Annotated in this window: 27 protein-coding genes and 1 pseudogene; all 28 read right to left on the bottom strand. The window is 68.8% G+C overall.

Annotated features, from left to right (window positions below):
* Positions 1-189: 189 nt before the first annotated feature.
* A complete protein-coding gene (gene fliP, locus AC3WTD_RS16545) occupies positions 190-936 on the bottom strand; it encodes a flagellar type III secretion system pore protein FliP (protein ID WP_492614443.1) in 747 nt (248 codons plus the stop codon).
* Positions 933-1,301, bottom strand: a complete 369-nt coding sequence (gene fliO, locus AC3WTD_RS16540) for a flagellar biosynthetic protein FliO (protein ID WP_492614442.1) — start codon at positions 1,299-1,301, stop codon at positions 933-935. Before fliO ends, fliP begins: the two co-directional genes overlap by 4 nt.
* A gap of 46 nt (positions 1,302-1,347) precedes the next feature.
* Positions 1,348-1,695 (bottom strand): flagellar motor switch protein FliN, encoded by a 348-nt coding sequence (gene fliN / locus AC3WTD_RS16535; protein WP_027492109.1) that lies wholly within the window; start codon positions 1,693-1,695, stop codon positions 1,348-1,350.
* Entirely contained in the window at positions 1,692-2,708 is a 1,017-nt protein-coding gene (gene fliM / locus AC3WTD_RS16530) for a flagellar motor switch protein FliM (RefSeq protein ID WP_027492110.1), read from the bottom strand. The genes fliN and fliM overlap by 4 nt, the downstream gene beginning before the upstream one ends.
* A gap of 16 nt (positions 2,709-2,724) precedes the next feature.
* The gene (locus AC3WTD_RS16525) at positions 2,725-2,826 is read right to left on the bottom strand and encodes a flagellar basal body-associated FliL family protein (protein ID WP_492614441.1); all 102 of its coding nucleotides are present in this window, start codon (positions 2,824-2,826) and stop codon (positions 2,725-2,727) included.
* Positions 2,827-2,933: 107 nt separating this feature from the next.
* Positions 2,934-3,227: pseudogene (locus tag AC3WTD_RS16520) on the bottom strand (flagellar basal body-associated FliL family protein); the annotation flags it as partial.
* A gap of 262 nt (positions 3,228-3,489) precedes the next feature.
* A complete protein-coding gene (locus AC3WTD_RS16515) occupies positions 3,490-4,587 on the bottom strand; it encodes a flagellar hook-length control protein FliK (protein ID WP_492614440.1) in 1,098 nt (365 codons plus the stop codon).
* Positions 4,588-4,678: 91 nt separating this feature from the next.
* The gene (gene fliJ / locus AC3WTD_RS16510) at positions 4,679-5,104 is read right to left on the bottom strand and encodes a flagellar export protein FliJ (protein ID WP_492614439.1); all 426 of its coding nucleotides are present in this window, start codon (positions 5,102-5,104) and stop codon (positions 4,679-4,681) included.
* On the bottom strand, positions 5,101-6,468 hold the full coding sequence (gene fliI, locus AC3WTD_RS16505) for a flagellar protein export ATPase FliI (protein WP_492614438.1): 1,368 nt from the start codon (positions 6,466-6,468) through the stop codon (positions 5,101-5,103). Before fliI ends, fliJ begins: the two co-directional genes overlap by 4 nt.
* A 142-nt stretch (positions 6,469-6,610) precedes the next feature.
* Positions 6,611-7,231, bottom strand: a complete 621-nt coding sequence (locus AC3WTD_RS16500; RefSeq protein ID WP_492614437.1) for a FliH/SctL family protein — start codon at positions 7,229-7,231, stop codon at positions 6,611-6,613.
* The gene (fliG, locus tag AC3WTD_RS16495; RefSeq protein WP_027492115.1) at positions 7,231-8,247 is read right to left on the bottom strand and encodes a flagellar motor switch protein FliG; all 1,017 of its coding nucleotides are present in this window, start codon (positions 8,245-8,247) and stop codon (positions 7,231-7,233) included. The genes AC3WTD_RS16500 and fliG overlap by 1 nt, the downstream gene beginning before the upstream one ends.
* A complete protein-coding gene (fliF, locus tag AC3WTD_RS16490; RefSeq protein WP_027492116.1) occupies positions 8,237-9,955 on the bottom strand; it encodes a flagellar basal-body MS-ring/collar protein FliF in 1,719 nt (572 codons plus the stop codon). The genes fliG and fliF overlap by 11 nt, the downstream gene beginning before the upstream one ends.
* Before the next feature lie 47 nt (positions 9,956-10,002).
* Positions 10,003-10,329 carry a flagellar hook-basal body complex protein FliE gene (fliE, locus tag AC3WTD_RS16485; protein WP_027492117.1) on the bottom strand — a complete coding sequence of 109 codons (327 nt, stop codon included), beginning with the start codon at positions 10,327-10,329 and terminating at the stop codon, positions 10,003-10,005.
* A gap of 209 nt (positions 10,330-10,538) precedes the next feature.
* Positions 10,539-11,963, bottom strand: coding sequence for a sigma-54 dependent transcriptional regulator (locus tag AC3WTD_RS16480; protein WP_492614436.1), 1,425 nt, complete (start codon positions 11,961-11,963; stop codon positions 10,539-10,541).
* Between the two features lie 350 nt (positions 11,964-12,313).
* Positions 12,314-12,913, bottom strand: coding sequence for a PilZ domain-containing protein (locus AC3WTD_RS16475; RefSeq protein WP_027492119.1), 600 nt, complete (start codon positions 12,911-12,913; stop codon positions 12,314-12,316).
* 59 nt (positions 12,914-12,972) lie between these two features.
* Positions 12,973-13,251, bottom strand: a complete 279-nt coding sequence (fliT, locus tag AC3WTD_RS16470; protein WP_027492120.1) for a flagellar protein FliT — start codon at positions 13,249-13,251, stop codon at positions 12,973-12,975.
* A gap of 2 nt (positions 13,252-13,253) precedes the next feature.
* Positions 13,254-13,661 carry a flagellar export chaperone FliS gene (gene fliS / locus AC3WTD_RS16465; RefSeq protein ID WP_492614435.1) on the bottom strand — a complete coding sequence of 136 codons (408 nt, stop codon included), beginning with the start codon at positions 13,659-13,661 and terminating at the stop codon, positions 13,254-13,256.
* 12 nt (positions 13,662-13,673) lie between these two features.
* A complete protein-coding gene (gene fliD, locus AC3WTD_RS16460) occupies positions 13,674-15,071 on the bottom strand; it encodes a flagellar filament capping protein FliD (RefSeq protein ID WP_492614434.1) in 1,398 nt (465 codons plus the stop codon).
* Between the two features lie 63 nt (positions 15,072-15,134).
* Complete coding sequence (locus AC3WTD_RS16455) at positions 15,135-16,577, bottom strand: flagellin N-terminal helical domain-containing protein (RefSeq protein ID WP_027492123.1); 1,443 nt, start codon at positions 16,575-16,577, stop codon at positions 15,135-15,137.
* Between the two features lie 123 nt (positions 16,578-16,700).
* Positions 16,701-17,903, bottom strand: a complete 1,203-nt coding sequence (gene flgL, locus AC3WTD_RS16450; RefSeq protein ID WP_492614433.1) for a flagellar hook-associated protein FlgL — start codon at positions 17,901-17,903, stop codon at positions 16,701-16,703.
* 3 nt (positions 17,904-17,906) lie between these two features.
* Positions 17,907-19,781, bottom strand: a complete 1,875-nt coding sequence (gene flgK / locus AC3WTD_RS16445) for a flagellar hook-associated protein FlgK (protein WP_492614432.1) — start codon at positions 19,779-19,781, stop codon at positions 17,907-17,909.
* Between the two features lie 75 nt (positions 19,782-19,856).
* The gene (gene flgJ, locus AC3WTD_RS16440; protein WP_492614431.1) at positions 19,857-20,912 is read right to left on the bottom strand and encodes a flagellar assembly peptidoglycan hydrolase FlgJ; all 1,056 of its coding nucleotides are present in this window, start codon (positions 20,910-20,912) and stop codon (positions 19,857-19,859) included.
* Between the two features lie 14 nt (positions 20,913-20,926).
* Positions 20,927-21,997: a flagellar basal body P-ring protein FlgI gene (locus AC3WTD_RS16435; RefSeq protein ID WP_492614430.1), complete on the bottom strand. Its 1,071-nt coding sequence runs from the start codon at positions 21,995-21,997 to the stop codon at positions 20,927-20,929.
* Between the two features lie 113 nt (positions 21,998-22,110).
* Positions 22,111-22,800: a flagellar basal body L-ring protein FlgH gene (flgH, locus tag AC3WTD_RS16430; RefSeq protein WP_492614429.1), complete on the bottom strand. Its 690-nt coding sequence runs from the start codon at positions 22,798-22,800 to the stop codon at positions 22,111-22,113.
* A gap of 137 nt (positions 22,801-22,937) precedes the next feature.
* Complete coding sequence (gene flgG / locus AC3WTD_RS16425) at positions 22,938-23,723, bottom strand: flagellar basal-body rod protein FlgG (protein WP_027492129.1); 786 nt, start codon at positions 23,721-23,723, stop codon at positions 22,938-22,940.
* A gap of 49 nt (positions 23,724-23,772) precedes the next feature.
* On the bottom strand, positions 23,773-24,513 hold the full coding sequence (gene flgF, locus AC3WTD_RS16420; RefSeq protein WP_492614428.1) for a flagellar basal-body rod protein FlgF: 741 nt from the start codon (positions 24,511-24,513) through the stop codon (positions 23,773-23,775).
* A gap of 158 nt (positions 24,514-24,671) precedes the next feature.
* A complete protein-coding gene (gene flgE / locus AC3WTD_RS16415; protein WP_027492131.1) occupies positions 24,672-25,895 on the bottom strand; it encodes a flagellar hook protein FlgE in 1,224 nt (407 codons plus the stop codon).
* A 36-nt stretch (positions 25,896-25,931) separates the two neighbouring features.
* Positions 25,932-26,570, bottom strand: coding sequence for a flagellar hook assembly protein FlgD (locus tag AC3WTD_RS16410; protein ID WP_492614427.1), 639 nt, complete (start codon positions 26,568-26,570; stop codon positions 25,932-25,934).
* Positions 26,571-26,590: the final 20 nt, after the last annotated feature.

Genomic DNA, 26,590 nt, shown 5'->3' with positions numbered 1-26,590 from the left:
AAGGCGCGGAAGCGGGGTGGCCTTTCTCTTGGGTTACTTTCTCTTTGGCCACGCAAAGAGAAAGTAACTCGGCTGCCAAAGGCAGACGAAAGCTCTTGCTCTGAAAGCTCTTCGCTCCGAACGCGGAGACAAGCGAGAGCATCGCCCGCGAGCGGGCTCCTACGAGGGCTCCGGGCCGCCGATGCGCGGTCACGTGTAGAAGCTCCCGGCCAGGGTCCCGAGCAGCAGCGTCCACCCATCCACCAGCACGAACAGCATGATCTTGAACGGCAGCGAGATGATCACCGGCGAGACCATCAGCATGCCCATCGACATCAGCACGCTGGCCACCACCAGGTCGATGATCAGGAACGGAATGAACAGCAGAAAGCCCATCTGGAACGCGGTCTTAAGTTCCGAGGTGAGGAACGCCGGCATCGCCACCTTGAACGGCACGTCGGCCTTGCTGGCATAGGGCTTCTCGCCGGCCAGCCGGGTGAACAGCGCCAGATCCGCCTCGCGGGTCTGATCTAGCATGAATTGCTTGAACGGCGCGGAGGCCACCGGCAGCGCCTGCTCGGCGGTGAGCTGGCCGTCCATGTACGGTTTCACGCCGTCGGCGTAAGACTTGTTCAGCACCGGCGACATCACGAACAGGGTGAGGAACAGCGCCAGCCCCAGCAGCACCTGGTTCGGCGGGGTCGATTGCGTGCCCAGCGCCTGGCGCAGGAAACCGAGCACGATGATGATGCGGGTGAACGAGGTCATCATCAGCGCGATCGCCGGCAGCAGGGTCAGCGCGGTCATCAGCGCCAGCACCTGCAGCGACAGCGTCCAGTTCTGCCCGCCGCCGGGCACGTTCTGCACGTTGACCAGCGGAATGCCAGGCGGCGCCGCCAGCGCCGCCAGCGGCAACAGCAGCAGCGACACGGCAACGATCCAGCGCCAGATCCTCATGCGCCGCGCTTCCAGCGCGCCAGCAGTTCGCCGAACGCAGGCAGCGGCGCCGCGGCGGGTTCGGCTGCCGCGGGTTCGGTCGGTACGCCCTCGTAGACGTGCAGCGTGCGCATGCCGCCCGGACCCACGCCGACCAGCAGGCGCTTGCCGTCGGCGTCGAGCAGCAGCACGCGGTCGCGCGCGCCCACCGCCATCGCCTCCACGCAGCGAATGCGCCGCCCGCCCGGCCGGCTGCGCGCCTGCAGCCGACGGCTCAGCCAGCCCGCGACGAAAATCATCGCCACCACCGCCGCCAGGCTCAGCAACACCCGCACCAGCTCGCCGCCGACATTGACCTCAGCCGCCGGAACCGCGACAGGTGCCACCGTGAGCGCTCTCCGAATCCCGAATCCCGAATCCCGAATCACGGCTCTACCTCAACTTGCGCACGCGCTCGGCCGGGCTGATCACGTCGGTCAGGCGGATGCCGAACTTCTCGTTGATCACCACCACCTCGCCGTGCGCGACCAGGGTGCCGTTGACGAACACGTCCAGCGGCTCGCCGGCGGCGCGGTCCAGTTCCACCACCGAGCCCTGGTTCAACTGCAGCAGGTTGCGGATACTGATGCGGGTGCGCCCGACTTCCATCGCCAGGGTCACCGGCACGTCGAGGATCATGTCGAGGTTGACGTCGCCGCTGCCGGCGGCGAGGCCGTGCAGCGAATCGAACTCGACGCGCTCGCCGGCGGGGGCCGACGCAACTTCTGTGGGCTGGCTCATGCTGGATTCTTCTCTTTGAATTGATCGCCGGCCGCGCGCTTCTCGCGCCGACCGGCCTGGGCATGGAAACGCACGGCGTTGCGGCCGCCTGACTGGCCGTAGTGACCGCGGAACACCGGCACGTCCTCGGCGTAGACGGTGGCCAGCTCCGGCAGTTGCACCGGGATCACGTCGCCCGGGCGCAGGTGCAGGAACTCGCCGAGACTGAGGCGCACGTCGAGCAGCAGCGAACTCAGGTCTACCTCCGCGTCGAACACTTCCTCCTGCAGCATCTCCGCCCAGCGGTCGTCGCGGTCGGCGCGGTCGCTCTGCACGCCGGCGTCGAGCAGGGTGCGGATCGGCTCGACCATCGCGTACGGCAGGGTCAGGTGGATCTCGCCGCCACCGCCGTCGAGCTCGACGTGGAAGCGCGACACCACCACCGTCTCGGTCGGGCTGACGATGTTGGCGAACTGCGGGTTGATCTCGGAGTTTTGGTATTCGAACTGCAGTTCCAGCACCGGCGCCCATGCTTCGACCATCGCACCGAACAGCTCCTCCAGCATGATCTGGATCACCCGGTTCTCGGTGGCGGTGAAGTCGCGGCCCTCGATGCGGGCATGGAAGCGCCCGTCGCCGCCGAAAAAGTTGTCGATCACGGTGAACACCAGGCGCGGCTCGAACACTACCAGCGCGGTGCCGCGCAACGGCTTGATGCGCACCAGGTTCAGGTTGCTCGGCACCGCCAGGCTGTGCACGTACTCGGCGAACTTGACCATCTTCACGCCCAGCACCGAGACCTCGCAGGTCTTGCGCAGCACGTTGAACACGCCCAGCCGGAAGAACCGCGCGAAGCGCTCGTTGACCATCTCCAGCGTGGGCAACCGCCCGCGCACGATGCGGTCCTGCTGGGTGAAGTCGTACGTGACCACCGCGTCGCTGGGCGGCGGCTCGTCGCCGCCGGTGGCCACCGCGCCGCCGCTGACGCCGTCCAGCAGCGCGTCGATCTCGTCCTGGGAAAGCAGATCGCTCATGCCTGCGGCCCTTCCGTCACTGCATCACGAAACTGGTGAAGTACAGCGCGTCGATGCCGGGACGGCCGAGCCGCGCCCTGACGATCTTGCGCACGGCGACCAGCGCATCGGCCTGCACCTTCTGGCGCCCGGCGGTATCGCTGATGATGGCGAAGTCCTGGTTGTGCTGAACAGCGCCACCAGCGCATCGCGGATCACCGGGTCGGCGCCCTTGGCCACCTCGATCGCGGCAGGGTCGTGCGACATCAGGGTGACGCCGACCTGCAGGTAGCGCAGCGATTCGGCGTCACGGAAATTCACCACGAAGGCCGGGTCCAGCGGCAGGTAGAGTTCGGCCTGGGCAACCTTCGGTGTCGACTTGCCGGCCTTGCCCGGCACGGACTGGCGCGACCGCCACACATAGCCGCCGATGCCCAACGCCAGCAGCAGCACCACCGACACTGCGATCACCAGCGGCTTGCGGCTCTTGCGCTCGGGCGGGGTATCCACCACCTCGCCAGCTTGTTCCTCGTCGACCATGAAAACCTCGATCCACAGATGATTGAAAGACACGCGCAACGCGCGTGCCCAGCATCATAAGCAAGCCGCGTGCCATCGGCGGAAAACCTTGTACCAGCTCGCTTCATGACGAACGAGGCGGCGTGCGCGGCGCTTTCTTGACGGGCGCCGGCAGGTTGTCGCGACGCGATCTCGGCGCGGTGTTTCCCGCAAAAGTTCCGCCCGCGCGCGACAGTCGAGGCCGCCGGCCAAGAGGCAGCGGCAGGACGAAGTGCGGGCGAACTCAGGCGAACGCGTCGAGCAGGCCGATCCTGGCCAGGGTCATCGGCGCGGCGCCATGGATGTCGGCGATCTCCTCCAGCGCGCCGCCGCCACCGCCGGCGTGCCCGCGGCGGTCGCCGCGATCGTGCTGACCGACTTCGGCGTGGCCGAGCGACAGGCCATGCCGCGCCAGCATCTGGTCCAGCAGCGGCAGACTCTGCTGCACCGCCGGCACTGCTGCCGCGTGCTGCGCGCTGAACACCACGTCGACGCGACCGTGGCTCACGCTGACGCTGACATCGAGCGAACCGAGTTCCTCCGGATGCAGGCGAATCCGCGCCTGCTTGACGTTCTGTCCGCTCAGCCAGACCAACTGCTGGCCCAGATCCTGGGCGAACGACGGGTTTGTCGGCGGCGTGGGCAGTTGCAGCTGATGCGCCGCAAGCGGCGCGGCGGCCGCGGGCGGCGCCGACAGTACCGCGGCGGCGGCGTGCGCCGGCCCCGTCTGCTTGTCGAGCGCATCCGCGGCCGGCGGGGCAACCGGCGCCAGCGTATTGGCCACCAGCGGTGTGACGTTGACGGGCGCAGCGGCCGGGCTGGCCGCCACCGCGAGCTGCAGCATGGCGGCAGCCTGCGCGTCGCCGGTCGCCCCCTTGCCGCCCGACGGCGGCGCGCCGGCGACCGCTCTGGCGCCACCGGCGACGGGCGGCCACACGCCGGCCAGCGACGAGCCGAGCAAGGCGAGCATGGCATCCGCCACGGCGGGTGCCGGCTCGTCGCCCGGCTCGCGCCGTGGCGCCGATCCGTCCGCTGCGGTCACGTCCGCCAGTTCCACCTGCACGGGTACGGGTACCGGTACTGCCGCCGCGACGTCCGGTTTCGCCGCGGGCACGGCAGCGGCCGAGGGGTCGCGCGGTGAGCGCGCTGCCGACGTCGGCTGGCGCTCGTCCTGCTGCCCGCCCGATGCCTCGTTCGCGCTGTCGGGTTCTTGCCGCTGTCGCGCCGCGTGCAGCTGGCTGTCGAAACCGGTCGGTGTCGCGTTGCCGTCGCGCGGCTCGGCGGCGGCTCGCGAGGCGGCCGCGCTGGCGGCGTTGGGTGCAGCGGGGGCGGAAACAGTCATGGCGTGGACCATCCTTCGGCAAGGGATGCGCACGACGGGCGGCGGCGCGGCCAACCAACCCGCACGGGCGACGGCAGGGCGGGCTCGATGTTCATCGCAGCCTCCGGTATTGCATGCGTTCGTCGAGCTCGGCCTGCTCGTGGCGGTCGGCGGCACGGCGCTCTTCCTCGCGGTGCTGCGAGACCACGCTGTCCAGCGCGCTCTCGCGCGCATGCGCATGGCGCCATTGCTCGCGCAGCCGGCTCAACTGGCGGTGCTGGCGGTCCAGCTCGGCCTGCTGCTGCACGATCGCGCGGTCGATGCGCTCCACGAATTGCTGCCGGTTGAGCAGCGCCGTCACGCTCTGCGCCGCGCCGCCGGCCGCCGCGTACTCCAGCCGGTAGCGTTGCAGCTCGGCGAGCTGATGCTCGGCCCGGGCCAGCAATTGCTGCTGCGTCGCCAGCTGCGCCAGCGCAGCCTCGCTGCGCTGGCGGGCCTGTTCCACCGCAGGCTCCAGCTGTTTCGCGCGCGAGTTCATGCAGCCACCTGCGCGGCAAGGGCGTCAAGGTTTTCCGCCGCCGCTTCGAGCGTCATCGGTTCGTCGACTTCCTGCTGCAGGAACGCGCGCAGTTGCGGCCACATCTCGATCGCCTGGTCGACCTGCGGGTCGGAGCCTTTCTGGTACGCGCCCACCGCGATCAGGTCGCGCTGCTGGCGATAGGCGGAATAGACCTGGCGGAAGCGTTGCGCCGCGCGCAGGTGCTCGCGGCTCACCACCGCCGGCATCACGCGGCTGATCGAGGCCTCGATGTCGATCGCCGGGTAGTGGCCGGCTTCGGCGAGGTCGCGCGACAGCACGACATGGCCGTCCAGGATCGCGCGCGCGGCGTCGGCGATCGGGTCGTGGCGGTAGTCGTCGCCCTCGGTGAGCACGGTGTAGAACGCGGTGATCGAGCCGCGCCCCTCAGCGTCGTTGCCGGCGCGCTCGACCAGCGCCGGCATCATCGCGAACACCGACGGCGGGTAGCCCTTGGTCGCCGGCGGCTCGCCGATCGCCAGCGCGATCTCGCGCTGCGCCTGGGCGTAGCGGGTCAGCGAATCCATCAGCAGCAGCACGCGCTGGCCGCGGTCGCGGAACCATTCGGCGATCGCAGTGGCGTACTGCGCGCCGCGCAGGCGCTTCAGCGGCGGCGCGTCGGCCGGCGCGGCGACGATCACCGCGCGCGCCCTGCCCTCCGGCCCCAGCGTGTGCTCGACGAATTCCTTCACCTCGCGACCGCGCTCGCCGATCAGGCCGACCACCACCACGTCGGCGTTGGTGTAACGGGTCATCATGCCGAGCAGGGTCGACTTGCCCACGCCGGAACCGGCGAACAGGCCCAGCCGCTGGCCGCGGCCGACGGTAAGCAATGCGTTGATCGCGCGCACGCCGACGTCCAGCGGCGCGTCGATCGGCTTGCGCGCCATCGGGTTGATCGGTTCGCGCTTGAGCGCGGCGTGCTCGTCCGACGCCAGCGCGCCCAGCCCGTCCAGCGGCACGCCGTCGGCGCCGACCACGCGGCCGAGCAGGCCCATGCCGACCGGCAGGCCGCCGCTGCGCGCGTACGGGCGCACGCGCGCGTTCGGCAGCACGCCGTGCATGTCGCCCACCGGCATCAGCAGCAGGCGTTCGTCGGCAAAGCCGACCACTTCGGTCTCCAGCGCGGCGCCGTCGGCGGTGTCGACCAGGCAACGCGCGCCGAGCGCGGCCTCGCAGCCTTCCGCCTCCAGGGTCAGGCCGACCACGCGGCGCAGGCTGCCCTCCACCACCAGCGTGCGCGCCACTTCGGCACGCGCGCCCTGCCGCGCAAACTGGCGCTGCCAGTTCGCCCGCCGCGCGGCGATGAACGCCTCCGTATTCACTCAGCGCCCCACCGCTTTTGTAGGAGCCCGCTGGCGGGTGATGCTCTCGCTTCCGCTTTTGCGAATCCCGAATCCCGAATCCCGAATCCCGGCCAGAAAAGCATCGCCCGCCAGCGGGCTCCTACAAGGGCGGTCGCGGCGATCATTCGACGGATCCTGTGCTGTCGCCGAGGACGGCGTCGATCAATGCCGCCAGGCGGGTTTCCACCCGTGCATCCAGCCGCGAACGCTCGCTTTCCAGACGGCAGTCGCCGCGCGCGAGTGTTGCGTCGGCCAGCAGCTGCCAGTGCGTTTCGGCGGCGCCCGATTCGCGCAGCAGGGCCAAGTCGTCAGGATGCAGGTGCACGCGCAACTCGCGCGTGGCCGCCGGCAGGGCGGTGGCCGCCTGGCGCACCGCCTGGATGACCAGCGCGGGTGACAGCTGCAGTTCGTGCGCGATCACCCGCTGCGCCACGATCATGGCCAGCCGCGCCAGCTCCTGCCCAGTCTGCTCGTCGAGCTGCTGCAGCGGGCGCGCGGCCGCGTCGTACAGCGCGTCGAGTTCGGCCAGGCGCTGGCGCAGCTGCTGCTGCGCCGCGGCGGCGCCTTCGGCGTGGCCTGCCGCATAGCCTTCCTCGCGCGCCTGCTGCTCGAGCGCCGCCAGCTCGCGTACGGTCGGCGGTGGCGGCGCATTGGCCGCTGCCGACGCGGTCGGCCCGGTGCCCACGTTCGGCAGCTCCCAGCGCTGGAAATCCGCCGCCACGTTGTGGATGGTGGCGGTCATCAGACGAATTCATCCCCGCCCGAGGTGAGGCTGAGCTGGCCGGCGTCGGAAAGCTTGCGGGCGATACCCAGCACCTCCTTCTGCGCCGCGTCGACTTCGCTCAGGCGCACCGGCCCCTTCACCTCGAGGTCGTCGCGCATCATGTCGGCGGCGCGCTTGGACATGTTGGCGAAGATCTTCTCGCGCACCGCCGGTTCGGCGCCCTTGAGGGCGGTGATCAGGGTGCCCGATGGCACCTCGCGCAGCAGCAGCTGCATGCCGCGGTCGTCCAGTTCGGCGAGGTCCTCGAACACGAACATCAAGTCCTCGATGCGCCCGCCCAGCGCGTCGTCCTGGCTGCGGATGGCCGCCATCAGTTCGGTTTCGCGGCTGGTCTCCATCGCGTTGAGGATGTCGGCGGCGGCTTTCAGCCCGCCGACGCTGGCGGACTTGAGCTTCTTGTTGTTGCCGGAGAACTGGCGCTCCATGATCTCGTCCAGCTCGTTCAGCGCATGCGGCTGCACGCCATCGAGCGTGGCGATGCGCATCACCGCGTCCGAACGCACGCGCGGCGGCAGGTAGCCGATCACCTCGGCGGCCTGGTCGGGCTCCAGGTGTGCCAGCACCAGCGCGATGATCTGCGGGTGTTCCTGGCTGATCATCTCGGCGATGGCGCGGCTTTCCATCCACTTGAGCGATTCCAGCCCCTTGCTGCTGCGCCCGAGCAGGATGCGGTCGATCAGCCCGCCGGCCTTGGTCTCGCCCAGCGCATTGGTGAGGATCTTGCGGATGTATTCCTCGGTGCCGACACCCAGTGAAGTCTGCTGGCCCATGTCCTGGTTGAGCCGGGTCAGTGCGTGCTCGACGTGTTCGCGCGAGACGCTGGTGAGCCCCGCCATCGCGGTACCCACCGCCTGCACGTCGCGCGCGCTGAGGTGCTTGAGCACCTCGGCGGCATCCTGCTCACCCAGCGTCAGCAGCAGAATTGCCGCGCGCTGCGCACCGGTGACGGATGCGTCGGAACGATTAGTTGCCATCTTCGCTCACCCAGTTCCTCACCACTTGCGCCACCTGCTTGGAGTTTTCGCCAACCATCCGCCTGGCCTGGCCGACACGCTGCTCGTACGAAAGCGTCGGCATGGCGCCGCCGAGCCGGGCCGGTTCGTTGGCCGCCAGCTCGTCGTCGACGCGCACCGAGATCTGCGGCATCGGCGAGGGCATCGCGCGGGTCGCCGTCTCGCCGCGCAGCAAGCCCTTCAGCAGCGGACGCAGCAGGCCGAACGCCACCAGCAGCGCGATCAGCACGCCGGCGCCCTGCTTGAGCAGGTCCAGCACCCCGGGCCGGCCCCACAGCGGGGTCTCGGGCAAGGCATCGACCGCCGGGCCGCGCTGGAATGCCTGGTTGACCACGCTGACGCTGTCGCCGCGGGCGGCGTCGAAGCCCACCGCGTTCTTGGTCAGCTCGGTCAGGTGCTGCAGTTCCTGCGCGCTGAACGGCACGCTCTTGGGCGCTGCCGCCGCATCGCCAGCGGGATCATCCGGATTGTCCGCTTTGCCGGCAGCGGCCAGCTTGTCGTCCAGCGCTACCGCTACGGTCAGCCGGGCCAGCCGTCCCGCCGGGTCGCTGACATGGCTGATGGTGCGATCCAGCTCGTAGTTGCGGGTGGCGCTGCCGGAGCTCTCGCCCGGGCTGGCGGTCGCGGCCGTGGCGGTGGCGGCAGCGGAGGCCTTGCCGGCGTCGGGCTTCGCCGCGGTGGGTTGCGCAACCATCACCGGCGGCTGGTTGCTGAGCGCGCCGGGCACGCCGCCCGCGGCGGCAGCGCCTGCCCCGCGCTGCTCGCTGCTGGTCTGCTCGCTGCGCAGCGCCGGGTGGTCGTGGCCGAAGGTCTCGGTGGCTTTCTCGGTGCGGCTGAAGTCCAGGTCCGCATGCACCTGCGCATGCACCCGGCCGGGACCGACCAGCGGCGTCAACAGTTCCTCGATGCGCTGGGCGTAGGTGTTCTCGATCCGCGTAGCGATGCGCAGGCGGTTGTCGCCCACCGCGCCCGGGCTTTCCGGGTCGGCGGTGAGCAGCTGGCCCTGCTGGTCGATCACGGAAACCTGGCGCGCTTCCAGGTTCGGCACGCTGGCCGCCACCAGGTGCACGATCGCCGCCACCTGGCCGGCATCGAGCTGGCGGCCGGGGTACAATGTGACCAGCACCGAGGCGCTGGCTTCGCGGCTGTCGCGGATGAACGCGGAAGGCTTCGGCAAGGCCAGATGCACGCGTGCGGCGCGCACCGATTGCAGCCCGCCGATGGTGGTGCCCAGATCCGCCTCCAGCAGTTGCTGGTAGCGGGTGCGCTCGGCCAGATCGCTCATGCCGAACGGCGAATCGGCGGCCGGCAGCGTGCTGCTGCTGGCGCTGCCCTGCGGCAAGCCCTTCGCCGCCAGCTTCAGCCGCAGTGCCGCCAGGTCGGCCGCCGGCGCCATGATCGACGAGCCGTCGCTGCTCAACCGGTAGGGCGTGTTGTTCGCCTGCAACTCCTGGGTGATCGCCGAAGCGTCCTTCTGCTCCAGGCCGGCGTACAGCAAACCGTAGTTCGGGCCGCGCGACCACAGCACCACCGCCACGCCCAGCGCCACCGCCGCGGCCACCGCCACCAGCAGCACCAGCTGCCGCGTCGCCGGGTTGCGGGCGATCTGCTTGAAGGGGTCCAGGCGCGTACCGTTGTTGGCGGTGGTCGCGACGGCGTTGTCGGCCATGCTGCTGCTCTTCGGCTAGGGGATGGAAGCGGATCGACGCGAACGCGTCAGACCGGCATGTTCATGATTTCCTTGTAGGCATCGACCAGCTTGTTGCGCACCTCGACCACGGTGCGCAGCGAGAGGTCGGCCTTCTGCATCGCGATCATGGTGCGGCCAAGGTCCGCGCCCGGGTCGCCACGCTCGAAACTCGCCGCCATGCGATCGGCTTCCATCTGGTTGCGGCCCACGGCGGACAGCGACTGCCTGAACACGTCGGAGAAATCTGCCTGCCCGGCGACAGCCGCCGGCTTGAACGCCGTTTCCGGCGCACGTACCTGCGCGCTCATCTGGCGCATCTGGGACAGCAGGTTGTTGACGTCGATGGTGCTCATCGCGATGCGTCCTCATGACGGATTCCCGACGCGTGACGGGATTTCGAGTGAGTGATTGCACGAGGCGTGCCAGCTGTTGCCGGGATTCGGGATTCGGGATTCGGGATTCGGGATTCGGGATTCGGGATTCGGGATTCGCAAAAGCTAACGGCATCGCCCGCGAGCGGGCTCCTACGAATCCCGAATTTCGAATCCCGAATCCCGGCTTCTCAAGCCGCCAGGCTGTTCTGCAAGCCGTACTTGCGCAGCTTTTCCACCAGGGTGGTGCGCTGCATGTGCAGCAGGCGCGCGGCATGCGCCACCACGCCGCCAGTGGCATCGAGCGCCTGGCGGATCAGTCCCACCTCGATGTCGGCCAGATGGTCCTTCAGGTCCAGGCCCTGCTCCGGCAGCGTGCGCAGCGTCTCGGCCACCGGCTGCACGGCGGCTTCGCTCGGCGGCAGCTCGTCTTCCATCAGCGCCAGCAACGCCGCGCCGTGCACCTCGTCGACGGCCTGCTGACCGCGGTACTTCGTCGGCAGGTCGCTGCTGCGCACCTCGCCGTGCGGGAACAGGATGGCCATGCGCTCGACCAGGTTGGAAAGCTCGCGCACGTTACCCGGCCAGGCATGCGCGCACAACGACTGCATCGCGCTGGCGCTGAAGCGCACCACGCCCAGCCCGCGGCGGGCGAGGCGCTGGTTGAACTCGGCGATCAGCACCGGCAGGTCGTCCAGCCGTTCACGCAGCGACGGCAGTTCGAGCGGGAACACGCTGAGCCGGTAGAACAGGTCCTCGCGGAAGCGGTCGCTGGCGATCGACTCCTCCAGGTTGCGGTGGGTGGCGGCGACGATGCGCACGTCGCAACGCAGGGTCTTGCTGCCGCCCACCCGCTCATAGGCGCGCTCCTGCAGCACGCGCAGCAGCTTCACCTGCATCGGCAGGCTCATGTCGCCGACCTCGTCGAGGAACAGCGTGCCGCCTTCGGCCATCTCGAAGCGGCCCTTGCGCGCGCTGATCGCGCCGGTGAAGGAGCCCTTTTCGTGGCCGAACAGCTCGCTCTCCAGCAGCTCCGCCGGGATCGCCCCGCAGTTGATCGCCACGAACGGCTTGTCGCGGCGCGGCGAATGCGCGTGGATCGCCCGCGCCACCATCTCCTTGCCGGTGCCCGACTCGCCCAGCACCAGCACGGTGGAATCGAACGGTGCAACCTGGCGGATCAACGCATTGACGCGCAGCATCGGCGCCGCGTTGCCGACGAAGCGCAGCGCGCCGGACTGGCCGCCGAGCAGGCGCGCATAGATGTTGCGCATGGCTTCGGCCATCTTCTCGTAACGCAGGGGAAACTCCAGCATGGCCATGCGCGTGGCAAACGTCGACGACGCCGCGCCGAAGCGATCGAGCCAGGGCGAATCGGCCGCCAGCAGCACCGGCACGTGCGACGCGGCGGCGCCCAGCAGGGCGAACTGGCGCTCGGCCTCGGCGGCGTCGGCGACGCTGCCGACGTAAACCGCGCGCCAGGCATGGGTGGCTTCGTCCACCGCGGCACAGGCGGCGCCGTGCTGCGGCCGGTAGCCCAGGAAGTGAAGGGCCGAGAGTACGGAGTCCACACGCGTCTCGTCGGATTCGATGACCAGGAAGTCGAATTTCTGCACCGCTTTCTCTCCTTACCACACTGCTCGTTTTGGCGGCCCCATGCTTCCGTCGGGAACGCCTTCTCATCGCTGCCGGGTTTCCATTGCCGGCGTGATGAACCAAGAGCAATTAGGAGGCCAACTTTCCGACCATTGCGTCGGTAAAACGTCGCGCGTCGGAAAAACCGACACCGACGCATCGGCAAACACGTCCGGTCGTGTTTCCTAACTGCATGAAACATGAACGATTTGCGCGACATCCCGGGCATGGCCTGGCGCACATGCCAAGTGTGAGCGGCGTCATGGGAAGCGCCGGCGGAATTCCACAATTGCGAACTGCATCACATACTGTGCGTCGGCCGGATCACTGCTTACGCAACCGGCTGGCGCGCCCCTGCCACTTTGCGTCGGTGATGGCGGAAAACCAGACGCTCAATTGCGTCACCCAGTGCGTCGCCCAGCGGCGCAAAAGCCACGAACGTCCGGCCATCGTCGAATTGCCGCTGCACCTGCGCGGCGAGTTCCAGCGGCAGGCTGCGGCACAGGTCGAAACGGATGCGCAGCAGCAGCCCGCCGGCGGTCGGCGCCAGGCCCGCGGGCAGCAGTGCGCCGATCGCGTTGAAGCGCAGCGGCTGCCGCGGCGGCAGCACGCTGGCGGGCACCAGCAAGTTGTTGACGATCTCCATCAGCACGCTGAGCTTGGCGTCCATGCGCAGCATTTCCTGCATCAGCGGGCTGTCGTCCTCGCCGCCGTCGGCGCGGCGCTCCTCCAGCGCGGCGATCGCCGCCAGCACGTTCGCGTTGCGCTCGGCCAACTGCTGCAGCAACGCCGGCGAGGGCGGCCAGGCCAGCGGCTCGCAATCGGCATGCAGGCTCTCCTCGCAGCTGACCCGCTGCTCGAAGTCGTCCCAGGCCGCCACTGCAGCGCTGGCCGACGAGGTATCGCCCGGGGGCGTGCTGTCTGAGGTCATGGCGTGGCTCCGCGACGCGTTGAGGCCGAAACCGCCACGTCGGCGGCCGACGCCGGTGGTCAGGGCCGGGTATAGGCCGCGATCGCACGGGCGCGATCGGTTTCCTGCTGCCACTGCACGGCCGCCGAATCCCGCGCGCAGCCGACGATGGCCTGCAGCTGGCGATCGTACGCCAGAATTTCGTCCAGCCGGGCCAGGCTGTCCGGGTCGGACGCATGCTGGCGCAGCAGCAACGGCTCGCGCTCGGCCTCCAGCTCGACCAGCCGCGACCATTCCTGCGTCTGCGCGGCGGCCAGCATCGCGCGGGTCAGCCCGAGCGCGAGTTCGAGCACGCCCATGCTCACGCGCCGGCAGCCCGCTGGCTGGCCGCGGGAGCAATCTGCACCCAGCTGTCGCGGATCGGCTGCAGCAGGCTGCTGACCTCGTCGATCAGGCTGGCGTCGTCGCGCAGGTTCGCCTGCAGCAGGCGGCGGCTCATGTAGTCGTAGAGCGAATCCAGCCGGCCGACCAGCACCGGGTCCGCCTTGGGATCGAGGCTGCCGCGCAGCCCGCCGATGATCTCGATGCAACGTGAGATCGCCTCACCCTTCGCCGCGACCTCGCCGCGCAGCATGTGCGCGCGGGCCTTCACCAGGCGCTCCAGTGCGCCATCCATCAGCAGTGTGATCAACCCGTGCGGATCGGCCGATTCCACTCCGCCGTGCGAGCGGACTTGCTGATAGGCGCCAGCACCGTAGCCGAATCCCATGACCGTGTCCTCTTACTTCTTGCTGCTGTTGGTAAGCGCATCGAACTGCTGCTGCAGATAAGTGCTGGTGCTGTTGAGCTTGGACATCAGCGTGTCGAGCGCGCTGAACTGCGCCTGGTACATCGCGGTGAGGCTGGCCATGCGGCTGTTCAGCGTGGTCTGCTGATTGGCCAGGTCGCTCAGCTGCCGGTTGATGCTGCTGGTGCGGCTGGCCAGCACGCCCTGGGTGCCGACCCAGCTGGTCAGCGGAGTATTCAGCTTCGCGGCGAAGCCGTTGGTGCCGCCGAACAGGCTGCCGACCTGCTTGCCGCCGTCGGATAGCGCGGTCGCCAGCTTGGCGCTGTCCAGGCGCAGGGTGCCGTCCACCTGCAGCGAGATGCCGATCGAGGACAGCGCGGCGCCGTTGGCGGTGCCGCCGATGACGCTCGACAGGGTGTTGTTGATGCGGTTGAGCGTGGCGTCGCCGAGCAATGCGCCGGCAGTACCGCTGGTGGCGTCGTACTTGGTCAGGTTCTGGTAGATCCCGACGAAGCTGTTGTAGGTGTTGACCAGGTTGGTCAGCGCGCTGGTGGCCTTGCTGGTGTCGCTGGATACGCTCAGCGTGCTGCTGCCGGCCTTGACCAGGTTCAGGGTGAGGCCGTCGATGGCGGTGCTGACGGTGTTGCCGGCGCTGCTGGCGGCCAGCCCGTCGATGCTGTATTTGGCATCGGCGGCGGCGGTGACCACGGTCAGTCCGTTGCCGCTGGTGGCCGCCGGGTTGTAGTTCAGTGCCGCCAGCTTGCCGTCGCCACCGCTGCTGCTGACCGAGAAGCCGTTGGCAGCGCCGGTGCGGGTACCGCTCAGCACCAGGTGCGCGCCGTCGGTGCCGGTGACGATGGTGGCGCTCACGCCGGGGTTGCTGCTGGCACCGTTGATCGCGTCGCGGATCGCCGCCAGCGAATTGTTGGTGCTGTCCAGGGTGAGGCTCATCGACTGGCTGCCCACCGCGATGGTCAGCGTGCCGGTACCGACCGCGGTGCTGCTGTTGGCGAATGCGCCGGACGAGGCCTTCAGCGCGGTGGCCAGCTGCGTCACGACGATGTTGTAGCTGCCGTTGACCGGAGTGCCGGTGGCGCTGGCGCCGAGTACGGTGGTGTCGCTGGCGGCCACCGTGCGGGCGGTGAAGGCACTGCCGTCGGTCAGCGTGGCCATCGCCGACTGCAGCGCGGAAAGCGCGGCGCTGACCTGGCCCAGCGCCGAAAGCTGGGTGTTCGCCGTGTTGGTCTGGCTGGTGATCTGGTTCTGCTGCGGCGCCTTCTTGGCGGCGACCAGCTGGCTGACCAGGGTGGCTACGTCGAGCCCGGAACCCACGCCCAGCGAAGTCAGCAGACCGGTGGTTGGCGTACTGGTGGAGCCGACGGTGATCGCCATGTGCGGGGTTCCTCAAAAATGGATGGAGCGGCCGCGATGCATCGCGGCCGCTCCGGTGGCAACTTACTGCAGCAGCTTGAGTACGCTCTGGGTGGAAGCGTTGGCTTGCGCCAGCACCGAGACACCCGCCTGCTGCAAGATGTTCGCGCTGGACATGTTCGCGGTCTCCGCGGCGAAGTCGGCATCCTGGATCTGGCTGCGCGACGCGCTCAGGTTCTGCGAGATGGTCTGCAGGTTGGCGATGGTGGACTGGAAGCGGTTCTGCACCGCGCCCAGGTCGCTGCGCATCGAGCTGACCGTGCTCAGCGCGGCGTCGATGCGGCTGATGGTGTCGTTGGCGGTGGTCACCGTCTTCACGTCGCTGCTGGCCAGATTGCCGCCGACGGCGATCGCGGTGGCACCCGCGCCGGCGAAGCCCAGGTTGCCCGCACCCGTGCCGGACTTGGCGCCGTTCACGGTCAGCGCCGCCTGCGAGTTCAGGTGCACCGCGTGGTTGGTGCTGTCGTAGTAGGCCGAGACGCCGGCGACGCCTTTGGCATTGATCGCATCGACCAGGCTCTGCGCACTGCTGTACGTGCCGGCCATGTCGGCCGCGGCACCGCCGCCCGCCGCCTGGATCGTCAGGTCGCCGGTAGCCAGGGTCAGGATGCCGCTGTTGGCCGGCGTCTGCGCCGCCACGCTGGTGGTGCTGAAATAGGTCGCCTGCTTGGTGCCGGCGATCGCCACTGCCGTCGCATTGGTATTGCTGATGGTGATCTGGTTGGTGGTGGAGTTGAAGGTCGCGGTGACGCCGGCACCGCCCGCGGTCTGGATCGCGGCGGCGAACTGGGCACCGGTGTAGGTGCCGGCGGCCACGCCGGTGCCGCCGATGGTCAGGTCGCCCGCGGCGACGACGGTCGAGGCGCCCACGGCCAGGCTGGTCGCGGTGCCCGGCGTCGCCGCGCTGGCGGTGAACATCGCAGTCAGGTCGCCGGTCGCCGAGCTGGCCATCTGGCCGACCTGCTTGGCGCCCGCACCCTGGCTGAGGTTGACCGAGATCGTCTCGCCCACGTTGGCGCCGATCTGGAACGCGGCGCTGCCGAAGGTGCCGTCGAGCACGTGGCGGCCATTGAAAGTGGTCTGCTGCGAGATGCGGGTGATTTCCGACAGGCGCTGCTGCACTTCGGCGTCGAGCGCGGCGCGGTCGCTGTCGGAGTTGGTGGCGTTGGCCGACTGCACCGCCAGGGTGCGGATGCGCTGCATGTTGTTGGTCACCTCGTTCAGCGCCGACTCGGTGGTCTGCGCCAGCGAGATGCCGTCGTTGGCGTTGCTGACCGCCTGGTTGAGGCCGTTGATCTGGGTGGTGAAGCGGGTCGAGATGGCGAGGCCCGCGGCATCGTCCTTCGCGCTGTTGATGCGCATGCCCGAGGACAGACGCATGATCGCGGTGGCGAGTTTGCTCTGCGACTTGGCCAGGTTGTTCTGGGCATTCAGCGAGCTGATGTTGGTGTTGACGCTCATGACCATGGGAGTATCTCCAGAAAGGGTCGTAGGTGCCGGTGGCCGGCGGTGGCAGCCAGCGGGGATTCCGATGGGAACACCGCCGCCTCAGTGACTGTTTCGACCCCCACCATGGAAACTTGAGCCTTGTCAACGCAGATAGTCGAACAACTTTGAACCCTGGATTTTCGTGAACGTCTGTTGCGCGGCCTGCAGCGCCGTGGTCTGCGCGCCGAGCTGGCTGATCGTGTCGTAGTAGTTCAGGTCCTGCACGCCGGACAGCGCGCTCTTGTACTGCAGCGTGAGGTCGTCGTTGAGTCCGCTCTGCTGGTCCAGCGCATTCATGCGCGCACCGACCATGCCGCGCGTGCGGCTGATGTTGTCGATCGCCTGGTCGAGGCTGGCGAACTGCGTGTTGATGTCGTTCTGCATCGGCGCACCGCCGCCGTTGGGCGTGCGCAGCGTCTTGATGATGTTGTCCAGCGTGGTGAACACGTCCTGCTTCGCGGAGGCGCCCAGCGAGAACTGGTCGCCCGCGGCGGGCGTGCCGCTGAAGGCCACCTGCGCACCGCGGAAGCTGACGCTGCCGCCGCGGCTGGCGTCGTAGCTGCCGCTGTCCAGTACGGTGCCGGCGCCGTCGCGCACTTCGTACGCGTCGGCGGCGGTGAACACGATGCGGTAGCTGCCGCCGTCCCACGCCGAGGGAATCGCGTTGGGATTGCTGACGCTGCTGGCGCCGGCCACCGCGCTGCCGGTGTTGGCCGCGCCGGCGCTGACCGCGAAGCTGCCGTTGCCGGTGGGAATCCCGGCGAACACCGCGCTGCCGGGGTCGCCGGTGGCCACCTGCAGGCCGGGGCCGGCGGCGACCATGCGCTGGCCGTCGTCGCCGACATAGCTCACGCCGTTCTGCGCGACGAACGGCATCGTGCCGGTGCGGTTGCCGGCGAACAGGTAATCGCCCTGGCCGTCCTTGCTGTTGGCCTGGCCGAGCAGCTGCTGGCGCAACTGCGCCATTTCGGCGGCGATGTCGCCGCGGGTGGTGTCGGTCTGCGAACCGTTGGCGGCCTGCAGCAGCAGCGTGCGCACGCGGCCCAGCACGTTGGTGACGTTGGACAGGGTCTGGTCTTCCAGCCCCAGGCGCGCGTTGGCGCTGGTGATGTTGCGCTGGTACTGCGCGGCGTCGGCGGTGAGGTGGGTGAGGTCGAGCGCGCGCGCCGCGCCCACCGGATCGTCGGACGGCTGGTTGATGCGCTTGCCGGTGCTCAACTGGATGTTGAGGCCGGACAGCTCGCTCTGCCGGTCCATCATGCTGCCGACGGACTGCTGCTGCATCCAGCTGGTGGAGACTCGCATGACTTACCCCCTCACGGCGCTGAGCAGCGCGCCGAAGATATTGTTGGCGGTGCTGATGACCTGGGCGGAAGCCTGGTAGGCCTGCTGGTAGCGCAACAGGTTGGCGGCCTCTTCGTCCAGGTTCACGCCGGACACGCTCTGCTGCGAGCTCATCGCCTGGCTGTACACCGCGGTCTGCGTGCTCAGGTCGTCCTTGGCCAGCGCACCGGCGCTGCCGACCTGGCCGACCAGCTGGCTGTAGGCGCGACCGGCGCTGGTGACGCCGCCGTCGAGCACGCCGAGATTGGCCACCTTGCCCAGCATCAGCGCATTGCTGTTGTCGCCCTGCGCGTTGCTGTTGGCCTGCACGCTGAAACGGTTGCCGGCCTGCGGCGCGCCACCGAGCTGCATGCTCCAGCCGTTGTGGACGATAGTCTGGCCGGGAGCAAACACCTGCGCCGGGCCACCGTCGATGCTGTAGCTGGTGGCCGAGGCGAACACGACGGAGCTGCTGCTGAACAGGTTGGGATCGCTGCCGTTGCTGACACTGACGGTGGGCGATGCCGTGCCGGTATTGCCGGCCGCCGCCGCGACCTTGAGCGGCGCCGCGGCCGCAACCTTGTCGGGGTCGTCGATCGCCACCGAAAAACTCGCAGCGGCGTTGCGGCTGGGCTGCACGCGGAAACTGTCGCCGGCGCTGGCGCTGCCGCCCACCACCAGGCTCAGCCCGGCGGCGGTGAACGGGGCGGCGTTGGTGCCACTGCCGGCCAGCGCGACACTATTGCCGCTGGTGTCGCGCATGCTCCAGCTGCTGCCGTTGTAGCTCAGCACGTAATCCTTGCCGGTCAGCGCGCCGATGTCGCCAATGCCGGCACTCAGCGTGCCGCTGCCGCTGTTGGTGGCGGCTGCCTGCACAGCCGGGCCGGCCACGTCGAAAAAGCTGCCGCCGAGCTTGCCGCGCAGGTCCATGCCCTGCGCGTGCTGCGCGTTGAACGCGCTGGCCAGCGCCTGCGCGCTGCGACCCAGCTGGTTCTGCGCGGGATCGAGCACGTTGCCGCGGAAATCCAGCAGCGCGCCCAGCGTGCCACCGCCGATGCGCCCGCTCAGCACCGCGCCGGACGCCGCGCCCACCACTTCCAGCCGGGTGGCGTCGTACGCGTTGGGCGCGGTGCCCAATGCATGCGCCTCGGTGCCGGTGACCAACGCCTGGCCATTGCCCACGAACACGCTGATGGTGTTGTCGTTCTGCGGCACCACGCTGATGCCGACCTGGCCAGCCAGCTTCTTCACCAGTGCATCGCGCTGGTCGAGCAGGTCGGCCGGCGGCGTACCGTCGGTAGCCTGCGAGGAGCGGATCAGCCCATTCAACTTGGCGATCGACCGGCTGTCGCTGTTGATCGCATCGACGGCTTCGCCGATCTGCTGCTGCACCTGGCCGGAGAGCTGGTTGAACTGGCCGGACAGCGCGCGGAACGTGCTGGCCAGCCCGCCCGCGCGGGCCAGCAGCACCTGCCGCGAGGCGGCGTCCGACGGCGCGTTGGCCATGTCCTGCACGGCGCCGAAGAAGCTGTCCAGCGAGGTCTGCAGGTTGCTGCTGCCGGAAAGCTGGTCGTTGAGCTGACCAGTGAGGCTGGCCATGCTGCCGGCGCGGCCCTGCGCCGAGGTGGCCGACCACAGCGAGCTGTTGAGGAACTGGCTGTAGGCGCGCTGCACCGCCACGGTATTGACGCCGGTGCCGACGTAGTAATTGGCCTGCCCCTCGGGCAGCCTGGCACTGAACGACACCTGCTGGCGGCTGTAGCCGTCGGTGTTCGCGTTGGCCACGTTGTGGCTCACCGTACCGAGCCCGATCTGCGCGGCGAGCAGCCCGGACACGCCGGTCGAAAGCATGTCAGCCATGGTGGTCCATCCTCAACAACTGGGGCGCCGCCGGAAGGACGCGGCATGTGGTCACGGTAACGGCCGGGCGCGTGTTCACTTGAATTCGCCCGGCCGCCGCCGCGCCGCCAGCGCCTCGCGCATCTGCGGGCTGTTGGCGATCGCGGTGATCTTGGCCGCGTACGACGGATCGGTCGCGTAGCCGCCGCGCACCAGCGCCCGCGCGAAGCCGGCCACGTTCTCGCCCTGGCCCAACGCCTGCGCATAGCGCGGGCTGTCGACCAGCAAGCGCGCGTAGTCGGCGAACGCATCCGCCGGCGAGTCGTAGGCGCGGAACGCATCGTGCCGGCGCACCGCCACGCCGTTCTCGTACTCCAGCGTGGGTACGCTGACCTTGTCGCCGCTCCAGTTGCCGCCGGCCTTGATGCCGAACAGGTTGAAACTGCTGCTGCCGTCGCGGTGGCTGGGCAGGTGCTTGCCCCAGCCGGTTTCCAGCGCCGCCTGCGCCAGCAGCGCGCGCACCGACACGCCCAGCTGCTTCGCCGCCACTTCGGCGTGCGGTGCCAGCGTGCGGACGAAGCCCACCGGGTCGCCGCCCGGCAGCAGTTCCGCCGCGGCGCCCGCCGCATCGAGCGCACCCTGCGCCATGCGGTCGAGCGTCTGGCTCCACGCCGAACCGGCGTCGGCCGTCGACGGCATGGCCATGATGCCGGCCGTTGCGTCGCTCGCATCGTCGCCGGCGCCCAGTTGCAGCAGCGCGCGCACGTCGGCATTGGGCACACCGGCGACGGGCGTCGGCAGCGTGCCGTGGGCGTCGGCGGCGGCAGCCGGCTTGCCGCCAAGCTGGCGCACCAGCATCTTCGCGATGCCCAGACCGTTGTTGCCGTTGGCCAGGCTCAACGCGAGCTGGTGGTCGAACATCTCGCGGTACGAGTCGACCTGTTCGCTGCCGGCCAAGTCGCTGCCCATGCTGGCGTTCGCGTCGCGCATCGACTTCAGCATCATCTGGGTGAAGATCGCCTCGAACTGCCTGGCCACCGCCGGCAGCGCACTCTTGCCCTCGTCGCTGCGCGCCTGCGCGCGCAGCTGCTGGAAGCCGGACAGTTCGGTCCAGGTGTCGAGTGCGGGCGCGTTGCTGGTGATGGGCGTCATGATTGCGGGCCGGCTCAGATCACCACCAGGTCGGCATGCAGCGCGCCGGCCTGCTTCAATGCCTGCAGGATCGAGATCAGGTCGCTCGGCGTGGCGCCGACCTGGTTCACCGCGCGCACGATGGTGTCCAGGCTCACGCCGGGGCCGAACTTGAACATGTGCGCGCCCTCCTCGCTGACCTGCACGCTGCTGCTGGGCACGATCGCGGTTTGTCCGCCACGGCTGAACGGCGCCGGCTGGCTGACCTGCGCCTGCTCGCTGATGGTGACCTGGATCGCGCCGTGCGCCACCGCGGCGGCGCTGACCCGCACGTCCGAACCGATCACCACCGTGCCGGTGCGCGAGTTCACCACGATCCGCGCCGGCGCGTCGCCCGGCTGCACGTCGAGGTTCTGGACCGCGCCCAGCCACGCCACTTTCTGCGCCGGGTCCTGCGGCCCGCGCACGCTGACCGAGCCGCCGTCGAGCGGCTGCGCGGTGCCGGCACCATAGCTCCGGTTGATCGCCGTGGCGATCCGCGTGGCGGTGGTGAAGTCGGCGGTGTTGAGGTTCAGCATCAGGTCGCCGCCACCACTGAACGACGAGGGCACCGTGCGTTCCACCGAGGCGCCGTTGGGGATGCGCCCGCTGGCGGAGATATTCACCTGCACGCTGGAGCCGCTCTTGCCCTGCGCGCTGATGCCGCCAACCACCACGCTGCCCTGCGCCACCGCGTAGACGTTGCCGTCCGCGCCGCGCAGCGGCGCCATCAGCAGTTGGCCGCCGCGGATGCTCTTGGCGTTGCCGATCGAGGCGACGGTGACGTCGATGGTCTGGCCGGGCTTGGCGAACGGCGGCAGATCCGCCGTCACCATCACCGCGGCCGCGTTCTTCAGCTGCGGCCGCGCGCTGGCCGGCACGGTGATGCCGAACTGCTGCAGCATATTCTCCAGGCTCTGGGTGGTGAACGGCGCCTGCGTGGTCTGATCGCCTGAGCCGTCCAGGCCCACCACCAGCCCGTAGCCGATCAGCTGGTTGCTGCGCACGCCGGCGACCTGCACCAGGTCGCGGACCTTGTCGGCGCGGGCGGGAGTAATCAATCCCATGAAAAGCACAAGGGCGGCCACGAACAAGCTCCTCCCCCTGCTTGCCCCAAAGGGACTTCCTTCGGTCGCAGGGGAGGGAGCAGAAGCGTGTGATGTGGTGTTCATAGCACTCATCAGAACGGCATCCACTTCGAATTGAAGAAGCGCGACAGCCAGCCGCGCGTATTCGCGTCGGCCAGCGTGCCGCGGCCGGTGTAGCTGATCCGCGCGTCGGCGACGCGGGTGGACGGCACCACGTTGTCCTGGCCGATGTCCTGCGGGCGCACGATGCCGGAGATGCGCACCAGCTCCTGGCCCTGGTTGATGGTCAACCACTTCTCGCCGCGCACCAGCAGGTTGCCGTTGGTCAGGCGCTGCGCCACGGTGACCGTGATCTGCCCGACCAGCTGGTTGCTCTGCGTGCTGGAGCCGGCGCCGTCGAAGCTGCGCTCGCCGTCCAGCCCGATGTTCGCCGCGTTGCCGCCGATCGACAGGTTCTGGCCAAGCACGGTAGGCGAAGCGATCTTGGCCTTGTCGGTCTTGCTGGTGCTGGTGCTGGCCTTCTTGCTGGCCTGGGTGCTTTCCACCAGCGCCACGGTGAGGATGTCGCCCACGCGGTGCGCGCGCGGGTCGGCGAACAGCTCCATGTTCTGCTGGTCGTGATAGATCGAGCCGTTGGCCTGCTCCGCCGCGATCTGCGGCGCGGGCGGCGGCGTCGGCGCCCACTCGGTATCGTCGCGCGCGTACGGGCCGCTGGCGCAGCCGGCCAGCAGGGCCAGCGCGCAGAGCACGAGGGAGCCGCGGAGCACACCCAACACCGTCATTCCCGCGAAAGCGGGATTCCATCGCGGCTTTGCGGAACAGCAACATGGATTCCCGCTTTCGCGGGAATGACGAGGGGAAAAGAGGTTGTTCGGGACTCCCGAGAGGGAGGAAGGACGGGCAGGCATCACGGCGCGCCTCAGGTCTTGTTGGTGAGGAACTGCAGCATCGAGTCGGCGGCGGAGACCGCCTTGGAGTTCATCTCGTAGGTGCGCTGGGTCTCGATCATGTCGACCATCTGCTCCACCACGTTGACGTTGGAGGACTCCAGCGCGCCCTGCGCCAGCGTGCCCAGACCGTTCAGGCCCGGCTGGCCGATCTGCGGCGAGCCGCTGGAGGCGGTTTCCAGGTAGAGGTTGTCGCCGTTCGGCTGCAGGCCGGCCGAGTTGATGAAGTCGGCCAGCTGCACCGTGCCGATCTGCTGCGTCGCGGCCTGGCCCGGCACGCTCACGCTGATGGTGCCGTCGCTGCCGATGGTGATGCTCTGCGCGTTGGCCGGCACGCTGATGGCCGGGTCGAGCGCGTAGCCGTTGGCGGTGACGATCTGGCCGTTCTGATCCATGTGCAGCGAGCCGTCGCGGGTGTAGGCGATGCTGCCGTCGGGCATGGTCACCTGCAGGAAGCCGCGCCCCTGCACGGCCAGGTCCAGCGAGTTGCCGGTCTGCTCGATGTTGCCCTGGGTGAACAGCTTCTCGCTGCCGGCCACGCGCACGCCGGTGCCCAGCATCAGGCCGGACGGCGCCTGGGTCTGCTCGGTGGTCTGGCCACCGGGCTGGCGCAGGTTCTGGTAGACCAGATCCTGGAACGAGGCGCGCGCGCTCTTGTAGCCGGTGGTGTTGGCATTGGCGAGGTTGTTCGAGATCACGTCCATGCGCGTCTGCTGCGCGTCGAGGCCGGTCTTGGCTACCCACAGGGATGAGAACATGTCGATGGACTCCGAATGGATGTCTGGATGTCTGTTTGAACGATGGGGATCAGGTCATCTGCAGCAGGCGCGAGGCCGACTGCGCGTTTTCGTCGGCGCTGCGGACGGCGCGGATCTGCAACTCGTACTGGCGCGACAGCTGAATCATCTGCACCAGCGTCTGCGCCGGGTTGACGTTGCTGGACTCGAGCACGCCGGACTTCAGGGTGACCGCGGGATCGGTGTCCGCCGTGGCGCCGCCGGCCAGGTGCATCAGCCCGTCGCTGCCTAGCGCGAGCTGGTCGGCGGCCGGGTTGACCAGTTTGATGCGGCCGACCGCGGCGATCGTTTCCGGCCCCTGTCCCATCGGCACCACCGACACGGTGCCGTCGGCGCCGATGTTCACCTGCGCGCTCTGCGGCACGCTGATCGGACCGCCGTCGCCCAGCACCAGGTTGCCGCGGGCATCGGTGAGCAGGCCGTCGGGAGTCAGCCGCAACTCGCCGGCACGGGTATAGCCTTCGCTGCCCTCGGCGCCCTGCACGGCGATCCAGCCCGGCCCCTGCACGGCCACGTCCAGCTCGCGGCCGGTCTCGATCTGGCCGCCCTCGCGCAGGTCCACGCCCAGTCCCTGCGCCACGCCGTTGATCCGCGTGGGCATGCCGGGGCCCTGCACCGCCAGCGGCTGGAACGCCGACAGTTGCGCCTTGAAGCCGACCGTGTCGGCGTTGGCCAGGTTGTGCGCCACCTCCGACTGCCCGCGCATCATCTGCGTGGCGCCAGTCATGGCTACATAAAGCGAACGATCCATGGATTGCCTCGGTTCTTCGCGAGTTGCGACCCCTTCCGGACGTCATTCCCGCGAAAGCGGGAATCCATCCTGACCTTGGCTTCCCCGGCCGAATTGGATTCCCGCTTTCGCGGGAATGACGCCGAGGAAACGCGGGTGCGGTGGGTGGCAGCGAGCCTTTAGTTACGAATATTGATAATGGTCTGCGTGAGCTGGTTGTCGGTGGAGATCACCTGCGCATTGGCCTGGTAGTTGCGCTGCGCCTTGATCATGTTGACCAGCTGCGCGGTGAGGTCGGCGGTGTTGGAGGCCTCCAGCGCGCCGGCCTGCACGCTGCCGAAGGTGCCGCCGCCGGCGGCGCCCATCACCGGCGTGCCGGAGTCGTAGGAGGCGGCCCAATTGGTGTTGTCCAGCTGGCGCAGGCCCTGCTCGTTGGAGAACTGCGCCAGTGCCAGCTGGCCCAGCGCGGAGGTCTGGCCGTTGGAATATTTGGCCTGCACCACGCCCTCGCGCGACACGTCGATGCTGGAAAGGATGCCGGTGGGGTAGCCGTTCTGGTTGATCGCGCTGGCCGCGTAGGCGTTGCCGAACTGGGTGGCCTTGCTCATGTCCAGGGTGAGCTGCATCGGGTTGGCGCCGGGGCTGACCGACACCGCCGGGAAATTCAGCATGCCGTTCGCCGGCTTCACCAGCGCGCCGCTGCTGTTGAAGGTGAGCTGCTGCGAGGCGCCGGTGGAGCCGCCATCGATGTACAGGCTGGCGTTCCACACGTTGGCCGCCGGGTCCTTGACGAAGTACACCACGCCGCTGTGGGTGGCGCCGAGCGAGTCGTAGGCGGTGAACGGCGTGGCCTGGTTGTAGCTCGACGGATCGGTGAGCGGTTTGAACGGGGTCGCCGGCGGTGTGGCGTCCGACGGCAGGTTCAGCGACATCTGCACGGTGCCGGTGGCCTTGGCCGCGTTCTGCGCGGTGAACAGCTGCAGGTCGGTCAGCGTGCTGGTATCGAACGTGCCGCCGGCCACCGGCGGGAACACCTGCAGGCGCTGGCCGCTGGCGTTCATCACGTAGCCGTTCTGGTCCTTCTGGAACGCGCCGGCACGGGTATAGGAATAGCCCTTGCCGTCGTGCACGGTGAAGAAGCCGTTGCCGCTGATGGCGAAGTCCAGGCTGTTGTTGGTGGTCTCGACACTGCCTGCGGTGAACTGCTGCGCCACGTTGGTCAGCCGCACACCGCTGCCGGTCTGGCTGGAGCTGAGGTTGGGGCCGGCGGCGTTGAACAGCTCGGCGAACTGCGTGCGCGAGCCCTTGAAGCCGGTGGTGGCAGTGTTGGCGATGTTGTTGGCGGTAACCTCCAGATCCTTCGAGGCCGCGTTGAGACCGCTCAAGGCAATGTTGAAAGGCATCGGATAATTCCTCTGTATTGAAGCCCCGCGGGGCCGTCAGTTGATCTGCGCAACCTGGCTCAGCAGGGCACCGCCAAAACCGTCCACATCCAGATAGACACCGTCGCTGCCGGTCATGCCCACGCCGGTGACCTTGCCGCTGGCGTAGGTGGCCACGGCGGTGTTGCCGGCCTGCGCCGCGAGGCCGTAGGTTCCCGCCGGCAACGCCTGGCCATCGTCGCCCATGCCGTCCCAGTGGAAACGCGCCAGCCCCGCCGGCGGCGTGCCCAGGCTGATCGTGCGCAGCACGTTGCCCTGCGTGTCGTTGATCTTCACCAGTACCTGACCGCGACCGTCGGGCACGTTCACCGCGCCGTCCATACCGCCGTCGCGCAGCGTGCCGGCCGCGGACGGCACCACCACATTGCGCCCCACCATGCCGCTGGCCTGCAGGATCTGGTTGCCCTGCATCGATTTGCTCAGGTCGTCGAACGATGTCTGCAGCGCCTGCGTCGCCGAGACCTGGCTGATCTGCGCCAGCTGGCTGACCATCTGCGACGAATCCGTCGGCTTGGTCGGATCCTGGTTGCGCATCTGCTGCGTCAGCAGGCTCAGGAAGTCAGCCTGGCTGAGGGTCTTGTCCTTGCCCGCGCGGACCGCCTGGCCGGCGCTGGCGCCCACGTTCGAAACATTCATGCCGCTCATGCCGTGTGCCT

It is taken from the genome of Rhodanobacter sp. FW106-PBR-R2A-1-15, from assembly GCF_058789735.1.
This window is presented reverse-complemented; position numbering and strand designations above follow the sequence as displayed.

Coding starts and splice junctions, on each gene's coding strand:
- fliP (WP_492614443.1), bottom strand. CDS start 936: ATGAGGATCTGGCGCTGGATCGTTGCCGTGTCGCTGCTGCTGTTGCCG.
- fliN (WP_027492109.1), bottom strand. CDS start 1,695: ATGAGCCAGCCCACAGAAGTTGCGTCGGCCCCCGCCGGCGAGCGCGTC.
- fliM (WP_027492110.1), bottom strand. CDS start 2,708: ATGAGCGATCTGCTTTCCCAGGACGAGATCGACGCGCTGCTGGACGGC.
- AC3WTD_RS16515 (WP_492614440.1), bottom strand. CDS start 4,587: ATGACTGTTTCCGCCCCCGCTGCACCCAACGCCGCCAGCGCGGCCGCC.
- fliJ (WP_492614439.1), bottom strand. CDS start 5,104: ATGAACTCGCGCGCGAAACAGCTGGAGCCTGCGGTGGAACAGGCCCGC.
- AC3WTD_RS16500 (WP_492614437.1), bottom strand. CDS start 7,231: ATGACCGCCACCATCCACAACGTGGCGGCGGATTTCCAGCGCTGGGAG.
- fliG (WP_027492115.1), bottom strand. CDS start 8,247: ATGGCAACTAATCGTTCCGACGCATCCGTCACCGGTGCGCAGCGCGCG.
- fliF (WP_027492116.1), bottom strand. CDS start 9,955: ATGGCCGACAACGCCGTCGCGACCACCGCCAACAACGGTACGCGCCTG.
- fliE (WP_027492117.1), bottom strand. CDS start 10,329: ATGAGCACCATCGACGTCAACAACCTGCTGTCCCAGATGCGCCAGATG.
- AC3WTD_RS16475 (WP_027492119.1), bottom strand. CDS start 12,913: ATGACCTCAGACAGCACGCCCCCGGGCGATACCTCGTCGGCCAGCGCT.
- fliT (WP_027492120.1), bottom strand. CDS start 13,251: ATGGGCGTGCTCGAACTCGCGCTCGGGCTGACCCGCGCGATGCTGGCC.
- fliS (WP_492614435.1), bottom strand. CDS start 13,661: ATGGGATTCGGCTACGGTGCTGGCGCCTATCAGCAAGTCCGCTCGCAC.
- fliD (WP_492614434.1), bottom strand. CDS start 15,071: ATGGCGATCACCGTCGGCTCCACCAGTACGCCAACCACCGGTCTGCTG.
- AC3WTD_RS16455 (WP_027492123.1), bottom strand. CDS start 16,577: ATGGTCATGAGCGTCAACACCAACATCAGCTCGCTGAATGCCCAGAAC.
- flgL (WP_492614433.1), bottom strand. CDS start 17,903: ATGCGAGTCTCCACCAGCTGGATGCAGCAGCAGTCCGTCGGCAGCATG.
- flgK (WP_492614432.1), bottom strand. CDS start 19,781: ATGGCTGACATGCTTTCGACCGGCGTGTCCGGGCTGCTCGCCGCGCAG.
- flgJ (WP_492614431.1), bottom strand. CDS start 20,912: ATGACGCCCATCACCAGCAACGCGCCCGCACTCGACACCTGGACCGAA.
- AC3WTD_RS16435 (WP_492614430.1), bottom strand. CDS start 21,997: ATGGGATTGATTACTCCCGCCCGCGCCGACAAGGTCCGCGACCTGGTG.
- flgH (WP_492614429.1), bottom strand. CDS start 22,800: ATGACGGTGTTGGGTGTGCTCCGCGGCTCCCTCGTGCTCTGCGCGCTG.
- flgG (WP_027492129.1), bottom strand. CDS start 23,723: ATGTTCTCATCCCTGTGGGTAGCCAAGACCGGCCTCGACGCGCAGCAG.
- flgF (WP_492614428.1), bottom strand. CDS start 24,513: ATGGATCGTTCGCTTTATGTAGCCATGACTGGCGCCACGCAGATGATG.
- flgE (WP_027492131.1), bottom strand. CDS start 25,895: ATGCCTTTCAACATTGCCTTGAGCGGTCTCAACGCGGCCTCGAAGGAT.
- AC3WTD_RS16410 (WP_492614427.1), bottom strand. CDS start 26,570: ATGAATGTTTCGAACGTGGGCGCCAGCGCCGGCCAGGCGGTCCGCGCG.